At 69.3% G+C, this 17,466-nt stretch carries 18 protein-coding genes; 8 read left to right on the plus strand and 10 right to left on the minus strand.

Features of this window, described 5'->3' with window-relative positions; translation table 11 throughout:
* Nucleotides 1-66 precede the first annotated feature (66 nt).
* Nucleotides 67-924 carry a sugar phosphate isomerase/epimerase family protein gene (locus VDQ18_RS00760; protein WP_323019128.1) on the plus strand — a complete coding sequence of 286 codons (858 nt, stop codon included), beginning with the start codon at nucleotides 67-69 and terminating at the stop codon, nucleotides 922-924.
* A 223-nt stretch (nucleotides 925-1,147) separates the two neighbouring features.
* On the opposite strand, the gene VDQ18_RS00765 is transcribed toward VDQ18_RS00760, so the two are convergent.
* Nucleotides 1,148-1,801 (minus strand): response regulator transcription factor, encoded by a 654-nt coding sequence (locus VDQ18_RS00765; protein WP_323019129.1) that lies wholly within the window; start codon nucleotides 1,799-1,801, stop codon nucleotides 1,148-1,150.
* Complete coding sequence (locus VDQ18_RS00770) at nucleotides 1,801-4,023, minus strand: sensor histidine kinase (RefSeq protein ID WP_323019130.1); 2,223 nt, start codon at nucleotides 4,021-4,023, stop codon at nucleotides 1,801-1,803. The genes VDQ18_RS00765 and VDQ18_RS00770 overlap by 1 nt, the downstream gene beginning before the upstream one ends.
* Before the next feature lie 274 nt (nucleotides 4,024-4,297).
* Between VDQ18_RS00770 and VDQ18_RS00775 the strand changes: the two genes are divergently transcribed.
* Nucleotides 4,298-4,789, plus strand: coding sequence for a hypothetical protein (locus VDQ18_RS00775; protein WP_323019131.1), 492 nt, complete (start codon nucleotides 4,298-4,300; stop codon nucleotides 4,787-4,789).
* Nucleotides 4,790-4,910: 121 nt separating this feature from the next.
* Nucleotides 4,911-5,657 (plus strand): hypothetical protein, encoded by a 747-nt coding sequence (locus VDQ18_RS00780; protein WP_323019132.1) that lies wholly within the window; start codon nucleotides 4,911-4,913, stop codon nucleotides 5,655-5,657.
* 21 nt (nucleotides 5,658-5,678) lie between these two features.
* Here VDQ18_RS00780 and VDQ18_RS00785 read toward each other — a convergent pair whose 3' ends face one another.
* The 5 genes from VDQ18_RS00785 to VDQ18_RS00805 are packed head-to-tail and all read right to left on the minus strand — an operon-like array spanning nucleotide 5,679 to nucleotide 10,857.
* The gene (locus VDQ18_RS00785; RefSeq protein WP_323019133.1) at nucleotides 5,679-6,899 is read right to left on the minus strand and encodes an MFS transporter; all 1,221 of its coding nucleotides are present in this window, start codon (nucleotides 6,897-6,899) and stop codon (nucleotides 5,679-5,681) included.
* Nucleotide 6,900: 1 nt separating this feature from the next.
* The gene (locus tag VDQ18_RS00790; protein ID WP_323019134.1) at nucleotides 6,901-7,347 is read right to left on the minus strand and encodes a MaoC family dehydratase; all 447 of its coding nucleotides are present in this window, start codon (nucleotides 7,345-7,347) and stop codon (nucleotides 6,901-6,903) included.
* A gap of 23 nt (nucleotides 7,348-7,370) precedes the next feature.
* A complete protein-coding gene (locus tag VDQ18_RS00795; RefSeq protein WP_323019135.1) occupies nucleotides 7,371-7,775 on the minus strand; it encodes a Zn-ribbon domain-containing OB-fold protein in 405 nt (134 codons plus the stop codon).
* On the minus strand, nucleotides 7,772-8,917 hold the full coding sequence (locus VDQ18_RS00800; RefSeq protein ID WP_323019136.1) for a thiolase family protein: 1,146 nt from the start codon (nucleotides 8,915-8,917) through the stop codon (nucleotides 7,772-7,774). Before VDQ18_RS00800 ends, VDQ18_RS00795 begins: the two co-directional genes overlap by 4 nt.
* A complete protein-coding gene (locus VDQ18_RS00805; protein WP_323019137.1) occupies nucleotides 8,914-10,857 on the minus strand; it encodes an acetoacetate--CoA ligase in 1,944 nt (647 codons plus the stop codon). The genes VDQ18_RS00800 and VDQ18_RS00805 overlap by 4 nt, the downstream gene beginning before the upstream one ends.
* A gap of 364 nt (nucleotides 10,858-11,221) precedes the next feature.
* On the opposite strand from VDQ18_RS00805, the gene VDQ18_RS00810 reads away from it, so the two are divergent.
* From VDQ18_RS00810 to VDQ18_RS00830, 5 genes are all read left to right on the plus strand, one after another.
* Nucleotides 11,222-12,586: a short-chain fatty acid transporter gene (locus tag VDQ18_RS00810; protein WP_323019138.1), complete on the plus strand. Its 1,365-nt coding sequence runs from the start codon at nucleotides 11,222-11,224 to the stop codon at nucleotides 12,584-12,586.
* A 107-nt stretch (nucleotides 12,587-12,693) separates the two neighbouring features.
* The gene (locus VDQ18_RS00815) at nucleotides 12,694-13,287 is read left to right on the plus strand and encodes a TetR/AcrR family transcriptional regulator (RefSeq protein WP_323019139.1); all 594 of its coding nucleotides are present in this window, start codon (nucleotides 12,694-12,696) and stop codon (nucleotides 13,285-13,287) included.
* A gap of 65 nt (nucleotides 13,288-13,352) precedes the next feature.
* Nucleotides 13,353-14,531: an acetyl-CoA C-acetyltransferase gene (locus VDQ18_RS00820; protein WP_323019140.1), complete on the plus strand. Its 1,179-nt coding sequence runs from the start codon at nucleotides 13,353-13,355 to the stop codon at nucleotides 14,529-14,531.
* Between the two features lie 76 nt (nucleotides 14,532-14,607).
* Nucleotides 14,608-14,838 carry a WGR domain-containing protein gene (locus tag VDQ18_RS00825; protein WP_323019141.1) on the plus strand — a complete coding sequence of 77 codons (231 nt, stop codon included), beginning with the start codon at nucleotides 14,608-14,610 and terminating at the stop codon, nucleotides 14,836-14,838.
* Between the two features lie 3 nt (nucleotides 14,839-14,841).
* Nucleotides 14,842-15,870 carry a hypothetical protein gene (locus VDQ18_RS00830; RefSeq protein ID WP_323019142.1) on the plus strand — a complete coding sequence of 343 codons (1,029 nt, stop codon included), beginning with the start codon at nucleotides 14,842-14,844 and terminating at the stop codon, nucleotides 15,868-15,870.
* Here VDQ18_RS00830 and VDQ18_RS00835 read toward each other — a convergent pair.
* From VDQ18_RS00835 to VDQ18_RS00845, 3 genes are read right to left on the minus strand one after another with little or no spacing between them, the layout of a single operon-like run.
* Nucleotides 15,867-17,063, minus strand: a complete 1,197-nt coding sequence (locus tag VDQ18_RS00835) for an NnrS family protein (RefSeq protein ID WP_323019143.1) — start codon at nucleotides 17,061-17,063, stop codon at nucleotides 15,867-15,869. The genes VDQ18_RS00830 and VDQ18_RS00835 overlap by 4 nt on opposite strands.
* A complete protein-coding gene (locus VDQ18_RS00840; protein WP_323019144.1) occupies nucleotides 17,060-17,314 on the minus strand; it encodes an NnrT protein in 255 nt (84 codons plus the stop codon). Before VDQ18_RS00840 ends, VDQ18_RS00835 begins: the two co-directional genes overlap by 4 nt.
* Complete coding sequence (locus VDQ18_RS00845; protein ID WP_323019145.1) at nucleotides 17,293-17,466, minus strand: protein NnrT; 174 nt, start codon at nucleotides 17,464-17,466, stop codon at nucleotides 17,293-17,295. Before VDQ18_RS00845 ends, VDQ18_RS00840 begins: the two co-directional genes overlap by 22 nt.

Consider the following 17,466-nt stretch of genomic DNA (forward strand, 5'->3'; position numbering starts at 1 on the left):
GTATATTCTGCAAGCGCCGCCTGAGCAATCCGAACATTCCACATCGTTGAAATCGGGGCAATTCCCTTGAAACTCGGTATCGATTCCTATTCCTTCCACCGCTATTTCGGCGAAGCCTATCCCGGGCTTGAGGCGCTGCCCGCAGCCCGCTGGAGCGTCTGGGACTTCCTCGACAAAGCCCGGCAGCTGGAGGCCGAGGCGGTCTCGCTCGAAAGCTGCTTCCTGCCGGTCGGCGACCGCGATCTGACCCGGGCGCTGGCCGCCCGCCTCGATCAGGGCGGGATCGACAGGGTCTGGGCCTGGGGCCATCCGCGCGGCCTGCACTCCGGTCAGGCACCCGAGGCGCTGGCGGAGGGGATCGCCAGCCTTCAGGACGCGGCCGCCGTGGGCGCGCGCGTCATGCGGATCTGCACCGGCGGACGGGGTACGCGCTTCGGCACCTGGGCCGACCAGCGCGAGGCGCTGCTGCCGCTCCTCGCCCGTTTCGAGGCCGAGGCAAGGGCGCTCGGCATAACCCTGGCGCTGGAAAACCACATCGACCTTTACGCCGATGAGGTGATCGACCTGATCGAGAGCATCGGCTCCGACCACCTCGGCCTGTGCTTCGACACCGCCAACAACCTGCGCCTGTATGAAGACCCGCACGTGGTCGCCCGCAAACTCGCCCCCTACGCCCGCGCCACGCATATCAAGGATGTCCGGGCGATGGGCGGCGACCCGCAGACCATCGCCTTCTGGCCCTCGGTCCCGGTCGGCGAGGGGCTGCTGAAGATGCCCCTGATCCTGGAGGAGCTGCGCAAGGCAGGCTATCGCGGCATCCTCGCGGTCGAGATCGACTACCTCGCCCCCGGGAATGGCACGGAGGAGGAGGCGGTGGCGCAGTCGCTGGCCTATCTGAGGAGGGCGCTGGCGGGGATGGGGTGAGGGAAGGCGCGGTGCCGAAGACCCTTAGGCCTGGGCCTTCGGCGGGTCGGGGGAACCGGCGCTCACGCTTCTCCCCGGCGGGGGCGCGCGCGGCTGAGGGGCGCGGCGTTCGGGACGGAGGCAAGCATGGTATTCCCTCGGCTCAGCCTCCTCCGATGCAACCGCCGGCGCGACGTCCTCGCTTGGGCGCCTGCCCCGCAGCATCACCGGCCAAAGCCACCAATTACCGACGGTTCCCCGTCAGATCGTCGCTCAGCCCCAGTCGGGCGGCGTGCCACGAGGCTTCGGCGCGCGAGGAGATGCCCAGTTTGCGGTAGATCGACTTGATATAGCCCGCGACCGTGGTCTCGGCGATGGACAGCTGCGCCGCCACCTCGCCATTGCGCAGGCCACGGCCGATCAGGCCCAGCACCTCGCGCTCACGCGCGGTCAGGTCGTCGTCGGGCGCGGCAGGGCCGGTGCGGCGGAAATGCTCCATGATCCGCCGCGCCACCGAGGGCGACAGCGCCGGGATCCCCTCGGCCGTCTGCCGCAGTTGCCGGGTCAGCAGGTCCTGCGGTTGCTCCTTCAGCAGATACCCCTGCGCCCCGGCCGAGAGCGCCCCGACGATCGAAGCATCGTCCCCCATCACCGTGGTCACGACGCAGATCGTCTGCGGCCGCAGAAGGCGCAGGTTGCGCAGGACATCGAGGCCCGAGCCATCCGGCAGGCCGAGGTCGATCAACGCCACGTCGAAATCCCGCGCCGCCACCTGGCCGATGCCCGCGCGCATGCTGGCGGCCTCGTGGATCTCGCAGCCGGGAAAGGCGGTGGTGACGATCTCGGCCAGCCAGCGGCGCGTCTCGCTCAGATCCTCGACGATCAACACCCGTGTCATCACCGCACCCGCCCGGCTTCATAGGGAAATTGCGCCTCGATCCGCGTGCCCGCCGCGCCGCTGACCAGCGAGAAATGCCCGCCCAGGCTGGTGACCCGGGCGCGCATATTCTCCAGCCCGTTGCCGCGATGCTCGGTTGCCACGTCGAACCCCTTGCCGTCGTCCTCGACCCTGACGTCGATCATGTCCGCGCCCAGCCGGATGACGATGCGAACCAGCCCGGGTTCGGCATGTTTCAGCGCGTTCTGCACCGCCTCGCGCACCACCGAGCGCAGGGTATGGGCCTTGGCCAGCGGCAGGATCACCGCATCGCCCCCTTCGGCCCGCCAGTCCATCCGCACCCCGGCGGCGAAGACATGCTCGGAGATCTGCGCGCGCAGATCGGCCAGCAATTCCTCGAAGGACAGATCCGGGTTGCTGGCATTGTTCACGATATCCCGAAGGTCAGTCAGCGTTTCGCGGATCAGCTGGTCCTTGCGACGGGCCTCGTGGCTGTGCAGCGCGCCCATCAGCTGGACACCGATATTGTCGTGGATATCGCGGGCGATGCGCAGCCGTTCCTCGGCCACGCCCTTTTCATAGGCCGCGCGGCTTTCTAGCGCGTTGGTCAGCATCGCCCGCAATTCGTCGGCCAGCGCCACATCGGCGGGCGCGAAAAGCTTGCGGCCCTGCCCCGCGTATTCCAGCCGGTAGCCGGGCAGACCGCCCGCACCGCCCACCACCAGACCGACCCCCTCGTCGGTGATGGCCGATTGCGCGGCTTCCTCCTGCGGGGTCAGGGTGAGGGGATGGAAGAGCCCCTCCAGCAGCGCGCCCCAGCGCGCGCGCTGGTCGCGGCCGGGCGGGGTCAGCGCCACGTCCATCACCTGCCGGAACAGCGCGCCCTGCACGGGATCGGTCCGCCGCAGCACCAGCCGGGCCAGCATGTCCCGCAACGGCAGCCAGACGAGCCCGACCACCAGCAGCGACAGGGCAAAGGCCGGGGCGCGTTCGTCGATGACGGTGACGATCAGCAGGGCGTCAAGCACCAGCAGCAGCAGCACGCCCACCACGTAGAAAAGGATCCGGAATGCCCAGTCATCAAGCTGGAACAGCCGGTAGCGGGCGACCCCCAGCGCCACCCCGCCATAGATCAGCAGGAAGAACAGGAAGGCCTGTCCCTGCGACAGCAAGGCGTCGACACCGAAGGCAACCGGCAGGATCACCGTCGCCACGAAGGTTCCCGCGCCGACGATCACCGCCAGGCCCAGCCAGGTCAGCGCGGCCCGGTCGCGCGGATCTCCCTTGGTGGCGCGGAATTGCAGGCCGACCAGAGCGACGATGACCAGCATCGCGGTCAGGATCGCCAGATGCCGGCCCAAGGCAGGTCCCTGCGCCCATTCCAGGGCATCGGCCAACCGCCACAGGCCCAGCACGAGCGCCGGCAACAGCAGAAACCGATCCCGGACCAGACGGCGCGGATAGATCAGGAAGAGGCCGATCATGCCGACGCCGAAGGTCAGCGAACCGGTGGCGTTCAGCGACGACAGGGCCCGGAACAGCGGATCGGGCAGCGCCAGCTCCCGCGTCGAATAGACCGCGGCGGGAAAGGCCGAGATCATCAGCCCCGCCCCCGCGAGTGCCAGGAACCGCGCCGCCCAATCGCCCCGGCGCAGCGCCCAGATCCAGACGCCGATCCAGAACCCTGCCAGACCGACGCCGATCTGCATCCAGAAGGCGACGGGCAGGCTGGTCAGGGGGCGCCGCGCCTCGGGCGTGATCCGGTAAGGGGTCGGGGGTGCTGCGGCCTCGGCTTCGTCCTCACCGGGTTCGGCCAGCCCGAGTTCGACAGGTTCGTGCATCAGCGCCGCGATCCGGTCCTGACGCGCGAAATATTCAGTCATGGCGGCGTAGCTTGGCAGCGCGTCGGGCTCCTCGATCAGGTCGGCCCCGGTCAGGGTGACAGCGCCTCCGGCACCGGCGATGCTCAACACCCGGGCCGCGGTGGATGGAACGCCTGCCCGTGCCGCCGGGCCTTCGGCCGCTGTCAGCCAGAGCGCGCCGTCCTCGCCAGCCTTGGCGACCGGCGGGACAGGGCTCAGCGACAGGCCCAACCAGGGACGGCTGGTCGCGAGGCCCAGCATCACCCCGGCGAAAAGGACGCTCAGCGCGACAGCAGCAAAGAGGGCCAGACTGGGTGCCAGCCGACGCGACAGTGCCGCAGGCCTGCCCGGGGTCGGCATCCTTCGGTCAGAGCGCCGGTCTTGCATCGCCGTCATCATCCCTCGACATCTAGGTGCCGTCCGGCCCGCCGTGGCCCCCCTGAACAGGGGGGCGCCGGTTCGGTCTGGCACCCGGGAACTGGACCATATGTCCGGCCTCCGCACCAGATCCCAAGTCCTCAGCCCCCCTGAACGGGGGGGTGCGCGGGCGCGCTGGAGGCGTAGTCTCGCGCCCCGTACGGCACATCACCGGGTGCCAAGAGCGCGTATCAGAGGGTCGACGGGGGGCCAGAGCATGATCCAACAGATGCACCACCAGGCCGCGGACCCGATCCCGCAACCCGTCTCTGCCCTTGCCGCGCTGGTTCACCGGGCTCTGCGCGACCTCAAACCCCTGAGCCGGGTGCCCGAGGCGCGGGTCGCCGCCATCGGTGCGCAATGCGGCGAGGAAGAGATCGCGGCGGCCATCGCCTGGCTCGATGACCTCGCCCAGGAACGGCGCGCCGTGCAGGATTGGGACCGCACCGCGCTGAACGAACTCCTCCGGGTGCAGGACCTGCTGCACGGCGTCCTCTGCCGGGTGCCCGGTTGCCATTTCGAGGCCGTGGCCGCCGGGTTGAAAAGCCCCGAATGGCGTACCCGGATCCATGTCGCCATGGCACTTGACGCGCTGGACCGGCGCGCCGCCCTGCCCCATCTGCGCCGGGCGCTGGCCCGCGAGCAGGACGATCAGGCCGGTCAGGTCATGGTCCTGACGCTCGCCCGCGCCGAAAGCGAGGGCGTCTGACGGGCTGCCACACCCACCCCGATCACGCAGGTGTCAAGACAGGCACCGCGCGAAACGCCTATTCCTTCGTCACGCCCCCGCCCCCGGCGAGCGTTTTTTTTTGAGACGGAAGGAATTTTTCATGACCCGATCCCTTGCCCCCATGGCCACCGGTCTGATGCTGGCCGCCTTGCTGCCCCTCTCCGCCGCGGCCGAGCCGCTCCGCGGCGTGGCGCCTGCGGGCGTCAGCCTCTATCCCGCGCAGTACCAGCCAGCAGCCAGCGCCACCTTCCGGCTGCCCCCCGGCGTGCCCAACCTGCCGGTCTCGTGGGAGGGCGTGCCGCTTGATCCCGCGATGAGCCCAGAGGCCTGGGCACCGATGGAGACCGGCCCGACCATCCGCGGCGAGTTCGAACCCGGGCGCTGGCGCATCACCGCCCATGTGCCGGGCGAGGTGACCTTCTCGGCCATCGTGACGCTGGCGCCCGGGCAGATGGCGGACATCACCCTGCCCGTGACGGCCGAGCCCGAGCCCCAGACTCAGACCACCTTCGACGCCGGGTCAGCCTGCGCGACAGCCGTGTGCCCGGTTGCCGTGGACGGGCTGGCGGTGACCCTGCGGCAGGGCTGGTGGATGGAACCCCCCACCTGGACCAGCGCCACCGTGGGCGCCCATCCGCTGGATTTCCCGCGGGTCGATTTCCACGGGCCCGGCGGGGCTTCGCTGCATCTCAACCCGCATCAATGGCTGATGGCCAACGGCCCCTGCCAGGAGACGGCGGCGGGTCAGCTGTGCCAGTGGCTGGATGCCTCCTCCGCCACCGCACAGGCGGCCGACGCCATGGCGCCGACGCTGCGCCTGATCGACCGCGCCCCGCCGCGGAAGTGACCGGCAAGGGGCGCGCGAGGCTCAGCGCGCGCCCTGGGCCAGCCGCGTCGCCTCGGGCAATCGGCGCAGGGCCAGCATGGCCCCGGCGCCGATCAGCGGTCCCGGCACCAGGAACAGGAAGGCCCATCGCCAGCCGCCGATCCACTCGGCGAAATGCGGCAGCGCCCAGATCGCCACCACGGTCAGGCCGAAGCCCAGACCCATCTGCAAGGCCAGCGCCGTGCCGACAAAGGCGCCCTCGGCCAGTTCGGTGACCGCGGCCGAGAACTGCGCGCTGTCGCCGATCACCGTGATGCCCCACAGCAGCGCGATCAGCGCCAGCACCAGCGGCGGGCCGTCGAAGAAGAAGCCGATCATCGCCGCGCAGCCGCCCGAGATCAGCATCATCCCGGCGCAGGTCAGGCAGCGCCCGATCCGGTCCGACAGCCAGCCGCCCAACAGGCAGCCGACCGCGCCCGAGGCCACGACAACGAAGCTGAGCATCGAGGCCGAGCCGAAGGGAAAGGGCTGCATCCCGACCTCGGCCGCGGCGGCGAAGGCGAGGATCCAGGCCCAGAGGGCATAGAGTTCCCACATATGGCCGAAATAGCCGAGGTTCGCCAGAAACAGCGGCCGGTTGGTGAAGACGCTGAGCGATTGCCGGGGGTCGAAGGTGGCGCGGCCGAAGGGCGAGGGTCCTTCGCGTACCACGGTGGCGAACACCAGCGCCGCAGCCAGCGCCGTGCCCGAGGTGACCCAGACCACCAGCCGCCAGTCGATCCCCTCGGCCAGCGCGCGCACCAGATGCGGCATCGAGGAACCCAGCGTCAGCGCGCCGATCAGAAGGCCCAAGGCCAGCCCCCGCCCCCGCACGAACCATGTCGCCATCAGCTTCATGGCGGGCGGATAGACCCCGGCCAGCGCCACGCCGGTCACGAAACGCGCCAGGATCGCGCCGTCCGGCCCGACCACCAGCAGCGCCGCATTCGCCATCGCCGCCAACCCCGCCGACACCGACATCAGCCGGGGCATCGGCACGATATCGGGCAGATTGACCAGCGAGGCGCCGATGGCCCCCACGACGAACCCCAGCTGTACCGCATTGGTCAGCCACGACGTCCGCGCGGCGTCCAGATCCCAGAGCGTGACCAGTTCCGGCAGGATCGCCGTGGCCGAGAACCAGGTCGCCAGCACCCCCGCCACCCCCAGACAGAGCACGGCCAGCATGCGCCAGCGGCCCTCGGCCTGCGGGACGGGGATCATCTCAGAGCCCTTCGAGCGGCATGGTGAAGGTCGTCGCCTCGCCCTCGACGCAGATTGCGCCGGTGCTGTCGGTGACGCTGACCTTGAGCGTGCAAAGCGGCTTGTCCTCGCGCACCGTCAGCACCTCGACCCGGCCGGTGATCGTCTCGCCGACGCCCACGGCCTTGCGGAAGTTGAGGTTGGTGTTCAGGAACACCGTCCCCGGCCCCGGCAGATCCTCGGCCACCACGGCGTTGACGATGCCGGTGGTCACACCGCCCTGCACGATCAGCTTGCCGAAGGCGGTCTTGCGGGCCAGCGCCTCGTCGTAATGCACCGGGTTGCGGTCGCCGGTCATCGCAGTGAAAGCCTCGATATCCGCCATCGAGGTGGTGCGGCTGCGCTCGGCCGCCTGTCCCACCCGGGGCATTCCGTTGATCGTGCCGGTCCAGCCGTTTTTCGTGGTCATAGCGTGCTCCTTGGCAGTCAGTTTCAGGCGGGGCGGAAGGCGGGCAGGACCCGTCCGCCAATGTCGGTGGGGGCCAGCGTCAGGGCCATGCCGACCGCGGGCTCAGGGCTCAGGATATGGCTCAGCATCACCGGCCCCTCGGCCAGCGCGACCAGCCCCACGGCATAGGGCGCGGCGGGGGCCCAGCCGGGATGGCCGGGTTTCCAGACCCTGCTGAAGCTCGTCAGCCGGCCCTGCCCGCTGGCCTGCCGCCAGTCCCAGGCATCGGCCCAGCAATGCGGGCAGATCTCGCGCGGGTAGAAGAAGGATTGATCGCAGGCACGGCAATGCGGGATCACCAGCCGCCCCTCGGCCGCCGCGTCCCAGAAGGGCTGCGTCAGCGCAATCGCCGTCGGTCCGGGGACCTTGAGGGTGGAGAGGTCGGTCATGGCTCGGCTCCCAGGACAAGCGCCACGGCTTCGGACATGGTGGCCCCGTTGCCCGTGACCAGCGCGAATTCGGCGTTCGGGATCTGCCGCCCCTCGGCGCTGCCACGCAGCTGCCGGACGGCCTCGGTCACATGGGTCATGCCGCCCGCCAGATCCGGCTGGCCATAGCCCAATTGCCCGCCATGGGTGTTCAGCGGCCAATCCCCCTCGGGCCCGAATTCATGCGCCCGCATGAAGGCGCCGAACTGACCGGGCGGGCAGATCCCGCTGTCTTCCAGCGTCGTCGCCACCATGATCGTGTAGCAATCATAGAGCGAGAGCAGCGACATCCGTTCGACGCTCAGCCCCGATTGCGCGAAAGCCCGCGCCATCGACGGTTTCAGCGGCCCCGAGGTCAGATCCGGTGCCTGGCTGACGGCGCGGTGGGTGATCTTCTCGCCCGCGCCCAGCAGATAGGCCGCGCGCCGGCCCTTCGCCCGGGCGGCGGAGGTGACGATCACCGCCTCGGCCCCGGCGACCGGCATGACGATCTCGAACAGGTGCAGCGGGCTCGCCACCATGGGCGAGGCCAGAACCTGCTCGACACTCGCGGGCTGGCCGTGAAAGATCGCCCCCGGCATCCGCTGGGCATTGGCCCGCGCCCAATGGGCGATCAGGGCGAAATCCTCGTCCGTGCTGCCATAGCGCGCCATATGCGCCTGTTTCAGCAGCGCATAGGAGATATTCGCGCCCGAGGCCCCGAAGGGCACGTCGAATTCGCGGATCGGATTGCGGTTGGGGCTGCGCGGTGCCTCAGGGTTGCGGTGGTTGCCGATGACGCAGAGCACCGTCTCGCACATCCCCGCCTGAATCGCCGCCGCCGCCCGCCAGATCATCCCGGGACCCGAGGCCCCGCCCAGATCGACGACATTGCCCATGACCGGTTGCAGGCCCAGATATTCGGCCACGGTCGCCGGCACGTGCTGCGGCGTCTCGCCGACCTGCGGGCCGACCAGCAGCCCGTCGATCGCCGATTTCTCCAGCCCGGCATCGTCCAGCGCCGCCTTGGCGGCACGGGCCAGCATGCCAAGGGTCGAGGCGCCCTCGGTCCGTCGTTGCGGGGCCAGCGAGCCCACGCCGATCAGTGCGGCATGCGGCCTCATAGCGCGGCCCTTTCCGAGAGTGCTGCGTATTCCGCGAGGCATTCCGCATTGGCGAGCGAGGCGAGATTGGCCACCACCTGCCCGGCGACGACCGAGCGCGCGGCGCCCTCGACCCGCTTGCCGTTCACCGTCATCGGGATGTCGGCCACCGCATAGATCGCGCCCGGCACATGGCGGGGCGAACATTCGGCGCGGACGCGCGAGCGGATCGCCTTCGCCAGATCGGGCGTCAGGTCCGCCGTCTCGGCCAGCTTGACGCAGAGGACGATTTCCTCATCCCCCGGCACGGCGCGGCCGAAGACCAGCGCATCGGTCAGTTCGGGGAATTTCTGGCAGACGTTGTAGATATCGGCCGTGCCGATCCGCACCCCACCCGGGTTCAGCGTGCAATCCGAGCGGCCATGGATCACCGCGGTGCCGTCGATGTTCATCGTCGCATGGTCGCCATGGGTCCAGATCTCGGGCCGGTCGGCGAAATAGCTCTTGCGGTAGCGCGCCGCGCCGCCTTCGCCCCAGAAGGTCGCGGGCATCGAGGGGAAGGGCTCGGTGCAGACCAGCTCGCCCGGGCGGCCGCGCACCGGCGCGCCGCGCTCGTCCAGAACATTGACCGCCATGCCGAGGGCCTTGACCGTCAGCTGCCCGCGCTTGACCGGATGCAGCGGCGAGCCCAGCAGGAAGCAGCCCATGATCTCGGTCCCGCCCGAGATCGAGGCGAAGCCAGGATGCCGCCCGACTGCGTCATAGATCCAGTCGTATTGATCGGGCGAGACCGGGCTGCCCGCCGACATCAGCCAGCGCAGCGACGACAGGTCCTGCGCGTCGCCCGGGCGATAGCCCTCCTCCATCAGCGTGGACAGGTATTTCGGGCTGATGCCGAGATGAGTGATCCGCTCGGCCTCGACCGCGCGCCAGAGCGGGCCGCAATCGTAGCGGCCCTCGCGCTTGAGGATCGGCGCCCCGTCATAAAGCACCAGCGTCGCACCGCAGCCCATGCTGGCGACGACCCAATGGTACATCATCCAGGCGGTGTTCGTGTACCACAGGAAGCGGTCACCGGGCCGCACATCGCCGTGCAGCAGATGCTCTTTCACCTTCTGCAGCAGCACGCCGCCGGTGCGGTGGACGATGGCCTTGGGTGCCCCGGTCGTGCCCGAGGTATAGAGGATATAGCAGGGATCGTCGAAGGCGAGCGGCTCGAACTCAAGGGGACCCGCGCTGCCGAAATCCTCCCAGCGGATCGTCGGGCGGTCCATCGGCGCGGCCCCGGGACCGACCAGCACCAGCGCGCCCAGCTCGGGGATCTGACCGGCGATCTCGGCGATCCGGTGGCCGAGGTCGACGCTCTTGCCGCCATAGGTCACGCGGGTCTGCGCGAACAGGACCTTCGGCTGGACCTGCCCGATCCGGTCGAGGATCGCCGCCGCGCCGAAATCCGGCGAGCACGAGGTCCAGACCGCCCCGATGGCGAGCGAGGCCAGCAGCGTGACCAGGCAGTCGATCCGGTTGGGCAGGATCGCCGCCACCCGGTCGCCCTTCATCACGCCGGCCTCACGCAGGCCGCGGGCGACCCGCGCCACCTCGGCCCTCAGCGCCTCGGCCGAGAGCGCCCGGCGGTTACCCGATTCGTCCAGCTCGATCACCGCCTGCGCGGCGTCGGCACGGGCCAGCAGGTTCTCGGCCATGTTGAGCCGGGCTTCGGGAAAGAAGCGCGCGCCGGTCATCCAGGCGGCGGGGTCGCGCTGCAGGGCAATGCCGCCCTTTTCGCCCTTGATACCGGCGAAATCCCACAGGCGCGACCAGAAGGCGGCGGGATCGGCGATGCTCCAACCATGCAGCGCCTCATACTCGGCGACCCCGAATCCGTTCTCCTGCGCAAAGCGCGCCAGGGCGGTTTCCTGCAAGGCCGCAGCATCCGGCCGCCAGAGTACCGATCTGTCCATTTCATCCCCCTCCCGAGACTATCGAGGCTCCCAACCTGATGACTATGGACTAGTCGGTCCAGACTCGTCTCTGCAAGCAAAAAATTTCGGCCAGCGCCAGTTCGGAAGGACTTGGGGCAAGATGCGCTGACAGAGCCACCGTCTAATCCATTGACTTACAACTTCTTATTTCAAGTCATCTCAGTCAGGCCGTTCCACGCCCCATAGCTTCTCATCCACGGCCATCTCCGCAAAAGCAACAAGAAACAAGACCAGAAACCACGCCGGACCGATCAGTTTAAATTGACGCAGGCGGAAAACCGCGCGTATCGTGCGTCAGACCGTTCGGTCCACAAGGTCCGTGGGGTCCAAGGGAGGAACCATCATGCTATACCGACTCGGGGTCGCGTGCTCGTCATTCACGCGCGCCTTCATCCCCAATCCATTCATCTTCGCCATCGTCCTGACCGGCCTCACCGCCGTGCTCGCCATCACCCTGACCCCGACCGGCCCGGCCGAAGTGGTGGGCATGTGGTACGGCGGCTTCTGGAACCTGTTGTCCTTCGCCATGCAGATGACGGTCATCCTGCTCTTCGGCTATGTGCTGGCCTCCTCGCCGCCGGTCGAACGCGCCATCGACCGCGTTGCCCGGATTCCCAAGACCGCCACCCAGGCCATTGTCATGATCACCGCGCTGGCGGTGATCTTCGGCGCGGTCAGCTGGGGGCTGGGGCTGATCATCGGCGCCATCTCGGCCCGCAAGATCAGCCAGAACTGCCTGGAGCGCGGGATCCGCGTCCATTACCCGCTGGCCGCCGCCGCGGGCTTTTCCGGGCTCATCGTCTTCAACTGCGGCCTCTCGGCCTCGGCACCGCTGCTGGTCAACACGCCCGGGCACTTCCTGGTCGACGAGATCGGGCTGATCGGCCTCGAGAACACGATCCTGACCGGCTACAATCTGGTGACGCTGCTGATCTTTCTGCTGGTGATCCCTTTCGTCTATGCCGCGATGCAGCCGCCGGAGCATGAGCGCCTCACCGTCGATCCCGAACCGCCGACCCCGGCGGCCGAGAACGCGCTGGCCGGGGACGCCAGCCTGACCGACGCACGCGACCGCACCGTCGCCGCGCGGATGGAACGCTCCTATCTGATGAGCTGGGCGGTGGTCGTGGTGGGCCTGGGCTATGTCGTCTGGCATTTCATGACCAACGGCTTCGACCTCAACCTCAACATGGTGAACTTCATCCTGCTGCTGGCCGGGATGGCCGCGCATGGCACGCCGATTGCCTATGTGCAGGCGGTGGACAAGGCGATCGGCGCCTGCGGTCAGGTGGCGCTGCAATTCCCGTTCTACGCCGGGATCATGGGGATCATGTCGGGCTCGGGCCTGATTACCATCTTCGCCGCCGGGCTGGTGTCGATTTCGACCGAGTTCACCTTCCCCTTCTTCGCCATGCTCAGCTCGGCCATCGTTAACCTCTTCGTGCCCTCGGCCGGCGGCCAATGGGCGGTGCAGGGGCCGGTCCTGATCGAGGCCGCGCGCAACATCGGCGCCGACATGGGCCAGACCATCATCGCCTTCGGCTATGGCGACCAGCTGACCAACGGCTTGCAGCCGATGTGGATGCTGCCGCTGCTGGGCGTGACCAAGCTGCGCGCCGGCGACATCCTGGGCTATACCGCCGTGATGATGATCTTCGGTCTCGTCATCTTCGGCGCGGGCGTGACGCTTCTGCCGCTCATTCTCTAGGCCCTGCGACAGAAAGTCTCCGATGCCCGGCCCTCCGGGCATCGGAGCGGACTGGTCCGACCGGTCACTCACTGATATGGATGGCGCAGAGAATCGAGAGAGCCCCCATGCAGACCCCGGCCGAGAAGCGCCCGATCAGCGACACCAAGCGTGCGATCATGAAGACCGCCGCCCAGCTTTTCGCCGAGAAGGGCTATGGCAGCGTCGGCACCGCCGAGCTGAGCAGCGCCACCAACCACGGCAAGGGCGCGCTCTATCATCATATCCGGTCGAAAGAGGATCTGCTCTTCGACATCATGACCGTCTATCTGCACGACCTTCTGGCCGGGGCCGAGACGATCCTGGCCGACAGCGACGATCCCGAACAGCGGATCCGCGCGCTGTCTCTGGGCCTGATGCAGGCCGTCGTGCAGGACAACGCCGAGATGACCGTCTGCTTCCGCGAGGTGCACGCGCTCTCGCCCGAATACCGCCGCGCGGTCCTCAGGCTGCACGGCGATTACTTCCGCCTGTGGGAGCGGGTGATGAACGAGGCGCGCGACACCGCCCGCCTGCGCGCCGTCGATCCCGACGAGCTGAAGGCCCTGCTGGGCATGTATTTCTACGCCTTCCTCTGGGTCGGGCCGCAACGCGCGGGCGATATCGAGGCCCTGGCCGAGAAATTCGCGGGCCTCGTGCTGCGCGCCTGCCGCAAGGGCTGAGAGCGGGCTTTACCTCCCCTTCGCGAAACTGTACCGTTCGGTCCAGAATCGCGAGGGAGGATCGCATGTCCACAGGTGTCTTCATCGTCGCCGCGCGCCGCGCACCGATCGGCAAGCTGGGCGGCGCCTATGCCGGGGTTCCGGCGGCGCGGCTGGGGGCCGCGGTGATGCGCGCCGTGATCGCCGATGCCGGGATCGACCCGGCGACGATCGACGAGGTGATCGCCGGGCAGGTCCTGCAGGGCGGCGCGGGCCAGAACCCGGCGCGGCAGGCGGCGATCTGGGCGGGCATCCCCGACCGCGTGCCCGCCATGACCATCAACAAGGTCTGCGGGGCCGGGCAGAAATCCATCCATCTTGCCGCACAGGCGATCCGCGCGGGTGACGCCGAGATCGTGCTGGCCAGCGGGCAGGACAGCATGACCGAGTCCCCGCGCCTGCTGCGGAAAAGCCGGGCACCGGCGCGGATGGGGGACCTCGGACTTGAGGACATGATGATCGTCGACGGCCTCTGGGATGTGTTCAACGACATCCACATGGGCAATACGGTCGAGCAATTGGCCCGGCGCTTCCAGATCACGCGCGAGGCGCAGGACCCCTTCGCCCTGACCTCGCAAGAGCGGGCGGCGGCGGCGCAGAAGGCCGGGCTCTTCGCAGATGAGATCGTGCCGATCACCCTGCCCGTCCGGGGCGGCGAGCGCGTGGTGACCGAGGATGAATCGCCCCGCGCCACCACGCTGGAGCGGCTCTCGGCCATGGCCCCCGCTTTCGATCCCGAGGGAACGATCACCGCGGGCAATGCCTCGGGCCTGAACGACGGCGCCTCGGCGGTGCTGGTGATGTCGGAACGGCGGATGCAGGCGCTGAACCTGACCCCGCTCGCCCGGATCGCCAGCTATGCCGCGGCCGCGCTCGACCCGATGGACATGGGGTTGGGGCCAGTCGAGGCCTCGCGCGCGGCGCTGGCCCGAGCCGGGTGGAACGCAACCGATCTGGAAAGGCTGGAGATCAACGAGGCCTTCGCCGCCCAGTCGCTGGCGGTCAACCGGCACATGGACTGGGACCCGGCGCGGATCAACGTGAACGGAGGCGCCATCGCGCTTGGACATCCGCTGGCGGCCAGCGGCAACCGCATCGTCACCACGTTGCTGCACGAGATGCGGCGCAGCAAGGCGCGGAAGGGTCTGGCGTCCCTCTGCATCGGCGGGGGCATGGGGGTGGCGATCTGCCTTGAGGCCGCCTGACGCCCCGCAATGCGCAAAATCCTTGCCTTCTGCGCGCAGGACCCGCAGATTCGAGGGGATCAGCCGGGGGCAGACTATGCACAGATCGCTGGAGCGGCGCGACGCCCCCGAGAATATCGACCGCTTCTATCGGCTGGATCTGGAGCGTGACCTGTTCGGCGAATGGTGCGTGACCCGCCGTTGGGGCCGGAACGGCACCTATGGGCGGCACAAGATCGCCTCGTTCGACAGCGCCCGCGCCGCGCTGTCCGCCTTTCACGCCTTCGAGGCCGCCAAGCGCCGTCGCGGCTATGTGGCGCGAGGCTGAACCATGCCTCGGCCTTTTGACGACGATTATCCCGGTGATCTGCCGGACGATGCCCAAGGCATCCCCGAGGAGGACCTCTGGTTCCTGCCCGGCCCGATGGAGGATGACGACGACCCGCTGGGCCAGCCCCTGCCCCGGGCCGACCGGCGGGCGCTGTTCGAGCCGGACGAATGGCGCGCGGCCGAGCAGGCGCTGGCGGGGCCCTTGGCCGGGCTGAGCCTCGCCTTCGGCGAGCTGGACCTTCGGCTGCGGCAAGGCCCGCCCGGCCTCAGGCTGCGGTTGGCGTTGCAGGAGGTGGCGACGCTCTCCTGGTGGGCCGGCACCCGCTTCCCGGTCGAGCGGCTGGGTCTATGGCTCGCGCTCCGCGTCGGCAGCACGGCCGACAGCGAGGCCGCCCTGGCCCGCGCCGGTTGGGCGACGCGGCGGCTGACGCATGGCCCGACGCCCTCGCAGGACATCGGCGGATTCCTCGACCGCCCGGGTGAGTCGATCGAGGATCTGACGGTCTTGCTGCGCAGTCTGACAGGCCTGCATCCGGTGACGCAGGCGGCGGTCCTGTTTCAGGCCTGGCGCCTCATCGGCCCCGAGAGCGCCCGCGATCTGGAAGCCGCGGTCCTTGCCGCCCGACACGGCGCGGCGATGAGCCGCCTGCCCGGGCAGGGTGCGCCCTTCCTGCCGCTGGCGACCGGCGGGCCGGGCGGGTTGCAGGGACAGGGCGAGCCCCGGCGCAAGCTCGCCGCCTGGATCGCCGGGGCAGAGCAATCGGTGCTGGCCGCGCTTTTGCACCTCGAACGGCTGACCGCCTGGCGACAGCGGGCCGAGGAAGCGACCGGCGACCTCTCGGGGCGGGTTCCGGCGCTGTTGCTCGATGTGATCGAAGGCTGGCCGCTGGTCGCCGCCCCCCTGGCCGAGACGGAAACCGGCGCCTCGCGCGCCGCGGTCCAGCGCAATCTGGACCGGCTGACCGAGCGCGGTTTGATCGAGGAGATCACCGGCCAAGGGCGTTTCCGCCTCTGGCGGGCGCGGCTCTAGCGCCGCGCGCGGGGCCGCAGCAGGAGCCCGCCGTAAAGCAGGGCGAAGCCGCCGAACCCGGCGATCCAGCCCAGGGCCGACAGCCTCAGGAACAGCTCCGCGCTGCCTGGCGCCAGCCCCGCGGCAAGCCGCGCCAGAACCGCCAGCGTCACCGCCAGATAGAGCGCGGTGGTGCCCCGGCCCGCCGTCAGCGCCTGCCCGGTGTGGCCGCGCGTGGCACGGGTCATCACCGCCAGCGTCATCATGCCGATCCCGCCCGCCATCCACAGATGCTGCGCCGCAGCCGGGGACAGGGCGGCGGGAAACAGGATCGCCCCACCCAAGGTCAGCGCCCCCAGCGGCACGAAGCCATAGGCCAGGTGCAGGACCCAGACCAGCGGCTCGGCCCCGCAGCGGTCCCCGGCCCAGCGGCTGAGCCGTACGGCATGCAGCCCCCCGGCGAGGATCAGCGCTGCGGCGGTCAGCGGCGCCTCGGGCAGCGTGATCCAGAGCAAGATCGCGCCCAGCAGGGCCAGAAGCGCCACCTTGTCGAAACGCCGCTCGGGCGGGGTCGGCAGGCGGCCCGGGCCGCGCTTGGCCAGCCAGTTGCGGGTGAAGGAGGGGATGATCCGCCCGCCGATCAGCGCCACCAGCAGGATCGCCCCGCCCAGCCCCAGCCGCAGACCTGCACCCTGAGCCGGGGTTCCGCCGCGCAGAGCGTCGAGATGGAAGGCCGCGTTGCCCAGCGTGAAGAGTGCCAGCATGCCCAGCACGACAAGGTTGCGCCAGTTGCGCCCGGCCACTACCTCGCGCCCCATCGCCGCCAGCAGGGCCAGCGCGAAGGCGAGATCGGCGACCGGCGCGACAAGGGGCGGCAGCAGGGCAGAGACGGTGACGGCGACCCGGCCGATGAGCCAGAGCGCGAAAAGCACCGCCAGCGGCCAGCCGACCAGCGGCATGCGGCCGGTCCAGTTGGGGACAGCGGTCATCAGGAAGCCCGCCATCACCGCGCCGAGATAGCCGAACAGGAATTCGTGGGCGTGCCAGGCGACCGGGTCAAAGCGCGTCGGCAGATCCAGAAGACCCGACAACATGGTGATCCACAGCGCCATGGTCAGCGCCGCCCAGATCCCGGCGCCCAGAAAGAACGGCCGGAAACCGAAGCTGAACAGCGCAGGCCCGGTCCAGGCCCTTTGCCGGTCCATTGTACTCATGTCCTGCCCTCCTCGGCCCGGTCGATCAGGTGGCGGATGTGGCGGGCGAAGGCCCAGGTGGCGGGCAGCGCGATCAGGGCGCCGAGCGCGGCCGAGGGCCATGTGCCCAGCACCGGCAGCCCGACCCAGGAGCCGATCAACGAGGCGAAGAACACGTTCACCGCCATCGCCCCCCAGCCGAAGGGAAACAAGGCCAGCGTCAGGCGCGGCACGCTCCAGCCTGGCGCGCTCATGACCGGCGGACCAGCCATTGCACGCCCACCAGCGCCGCGACGAAGGCAAGCGAGGCGACCAGATACCAGAATTCCGCCTCGGCGGTCTGGGCCTGCGGGATCGGGCGGTCGAAGGCCTCGGCCACGACCGGGGTGGCGATCAGCGACAGGATGATGGGAAGAAAACGCAT

The sequence above is a fragment of the Pararhodobacter sp. genome (genome assembly GCF_034676075.1).
Classification (GTDB): domain Bacteria; phylum Pseudomonadota; class Alphaproteobacteria; order Rhodobacterales; family Rhodobacteraceae; genus Pararhodobacter.

Excerpts from the sequence above, each read along its gene's own strand:
- VDQ18_RS00765 (WP_323019129.1), bottom strand. The coding sequence starts at position 1,801 with ATGACACGGGTGTTGATCGTCGAGGATCTGAGCGAGACGCGCCGCTGG.
- VDQ18_RS00770 (WP_323019130.1), bottom strand. The coding sequence starts at position 4,023 with ATGCCGACCCCGGGCAGGCCTGCGGCACTGTCGCGTCGGCTGGCACCC.
- VDQ18_RS00775 (WP_323019131.1), top strand. The coding sequence starts at position 4,298 with ATGATCCAACAGATGCACCACCAGGCCGCGGACCCGATCCCGCAACCC.
- VDQ18_RS00780 (WP_323019132.1), top strand. The coding sequence starts at position 4,911 with ATGACCCGATCCCTTGCCCCCATGGCCACCGGTCTGATGCTGGCCGCC.
- VDQ18_RS00785 (WP_323019133.1), bottom strand. The coding sequence starts at position 6,899 with ATGATCCCCGTCCCGCAGGCCGAGGGCCGCTGGCGCATGCTGGCCGTG.
- VDQ18_RS00790 (WP_323019134.1), bottom strand. The coding sequence starts at position 7,347 with ATGACCACGAAAAACGGCTGGACCGGCACGATCAACGGAATGCCCCGG.
- VDQ18_RS00795 (WP_323019135.1), bottom strand. The coding sequence starts at position 7,775 with ATGACCGACCTCTCCACCCTCAAGGTCCCCGGACCGACGGCGATTGCG.
- VDQ18_RS00800 (WP_323019136.1), bottom strand. The coding sequence starts at position 8,917 with ATGAGGCCGCATGCCGCACTGATCGGCGTGGGCTCGCTGGCCCCGCAA.
- VDQ18_RS00805 (WP_323019137.1), bottom strand. The coding sequence starts at position 10,857 with ATGGACAGATCGGTACTCTGGCGGCCGGATGCTGCGGCCTTGCAGGAA.
- VDQ18_RS00810 (WP_323019138.1), top strand. The coding sequence starts at position 11,222 with ATGCTATACCGACTCGGGGTCGCGTGCTCGTCATTCACGCGCGCCTTC.
- VDQ18_RS00815 (WP_323019139.1), top strand. The coding sequence starts at position 12,694 with ATGCAGACCCCGGCCGAGAAGCGCCCGATCAGCGACACCAAGCGTGCG.
- VDQ18_RS00820 (WP_323019140.1), top strand. The coding sequence starts at position 13,353 with ATGTCCACAGGTGTCTTCATCGTCGCCGCGCGCCGCGCACCGATCGGC.
- VDQ18_RS00825 (WP_323019141.1), top strand. The coding sequence starts at position 14,608 with ATGCACAGATCGCTGGAGCGGCGCGACGCCCCCGAGAATATCGACCGC.
- VDQ18_RS00830 (WP_323019142.1), top strand. The coding sequence starts at position 14,842 with ATGCCTCGGCCTTTTGACGACGATTATCCCGGTGATCTGCCGGACGAT.
- VDQ18_RS00835 (WP_323019143.1), bottom strand. The coding sequence starts at position 17,063 with ATGAGTACAATGGACCGGCAAAGGGCCTGGACCGGGCCTGCGCTGTTC.
- VDQ18_RS00840 (WP_323019144.1), bottom strand. The coding sequence starts at position 17,314 with ATGGCTGGTCCGCCGGTCATGAGCGCGCCAGGCTGGAGCGTGCCGCGC.
- VDQ18_RS00845 (WP_323019145.1), bottom strand. The coding sequence starts at position 17,466 with ATGCGTTTTCTTCCCATCATCCTGTCGCTGATCGCCACCCCGGTCGTG.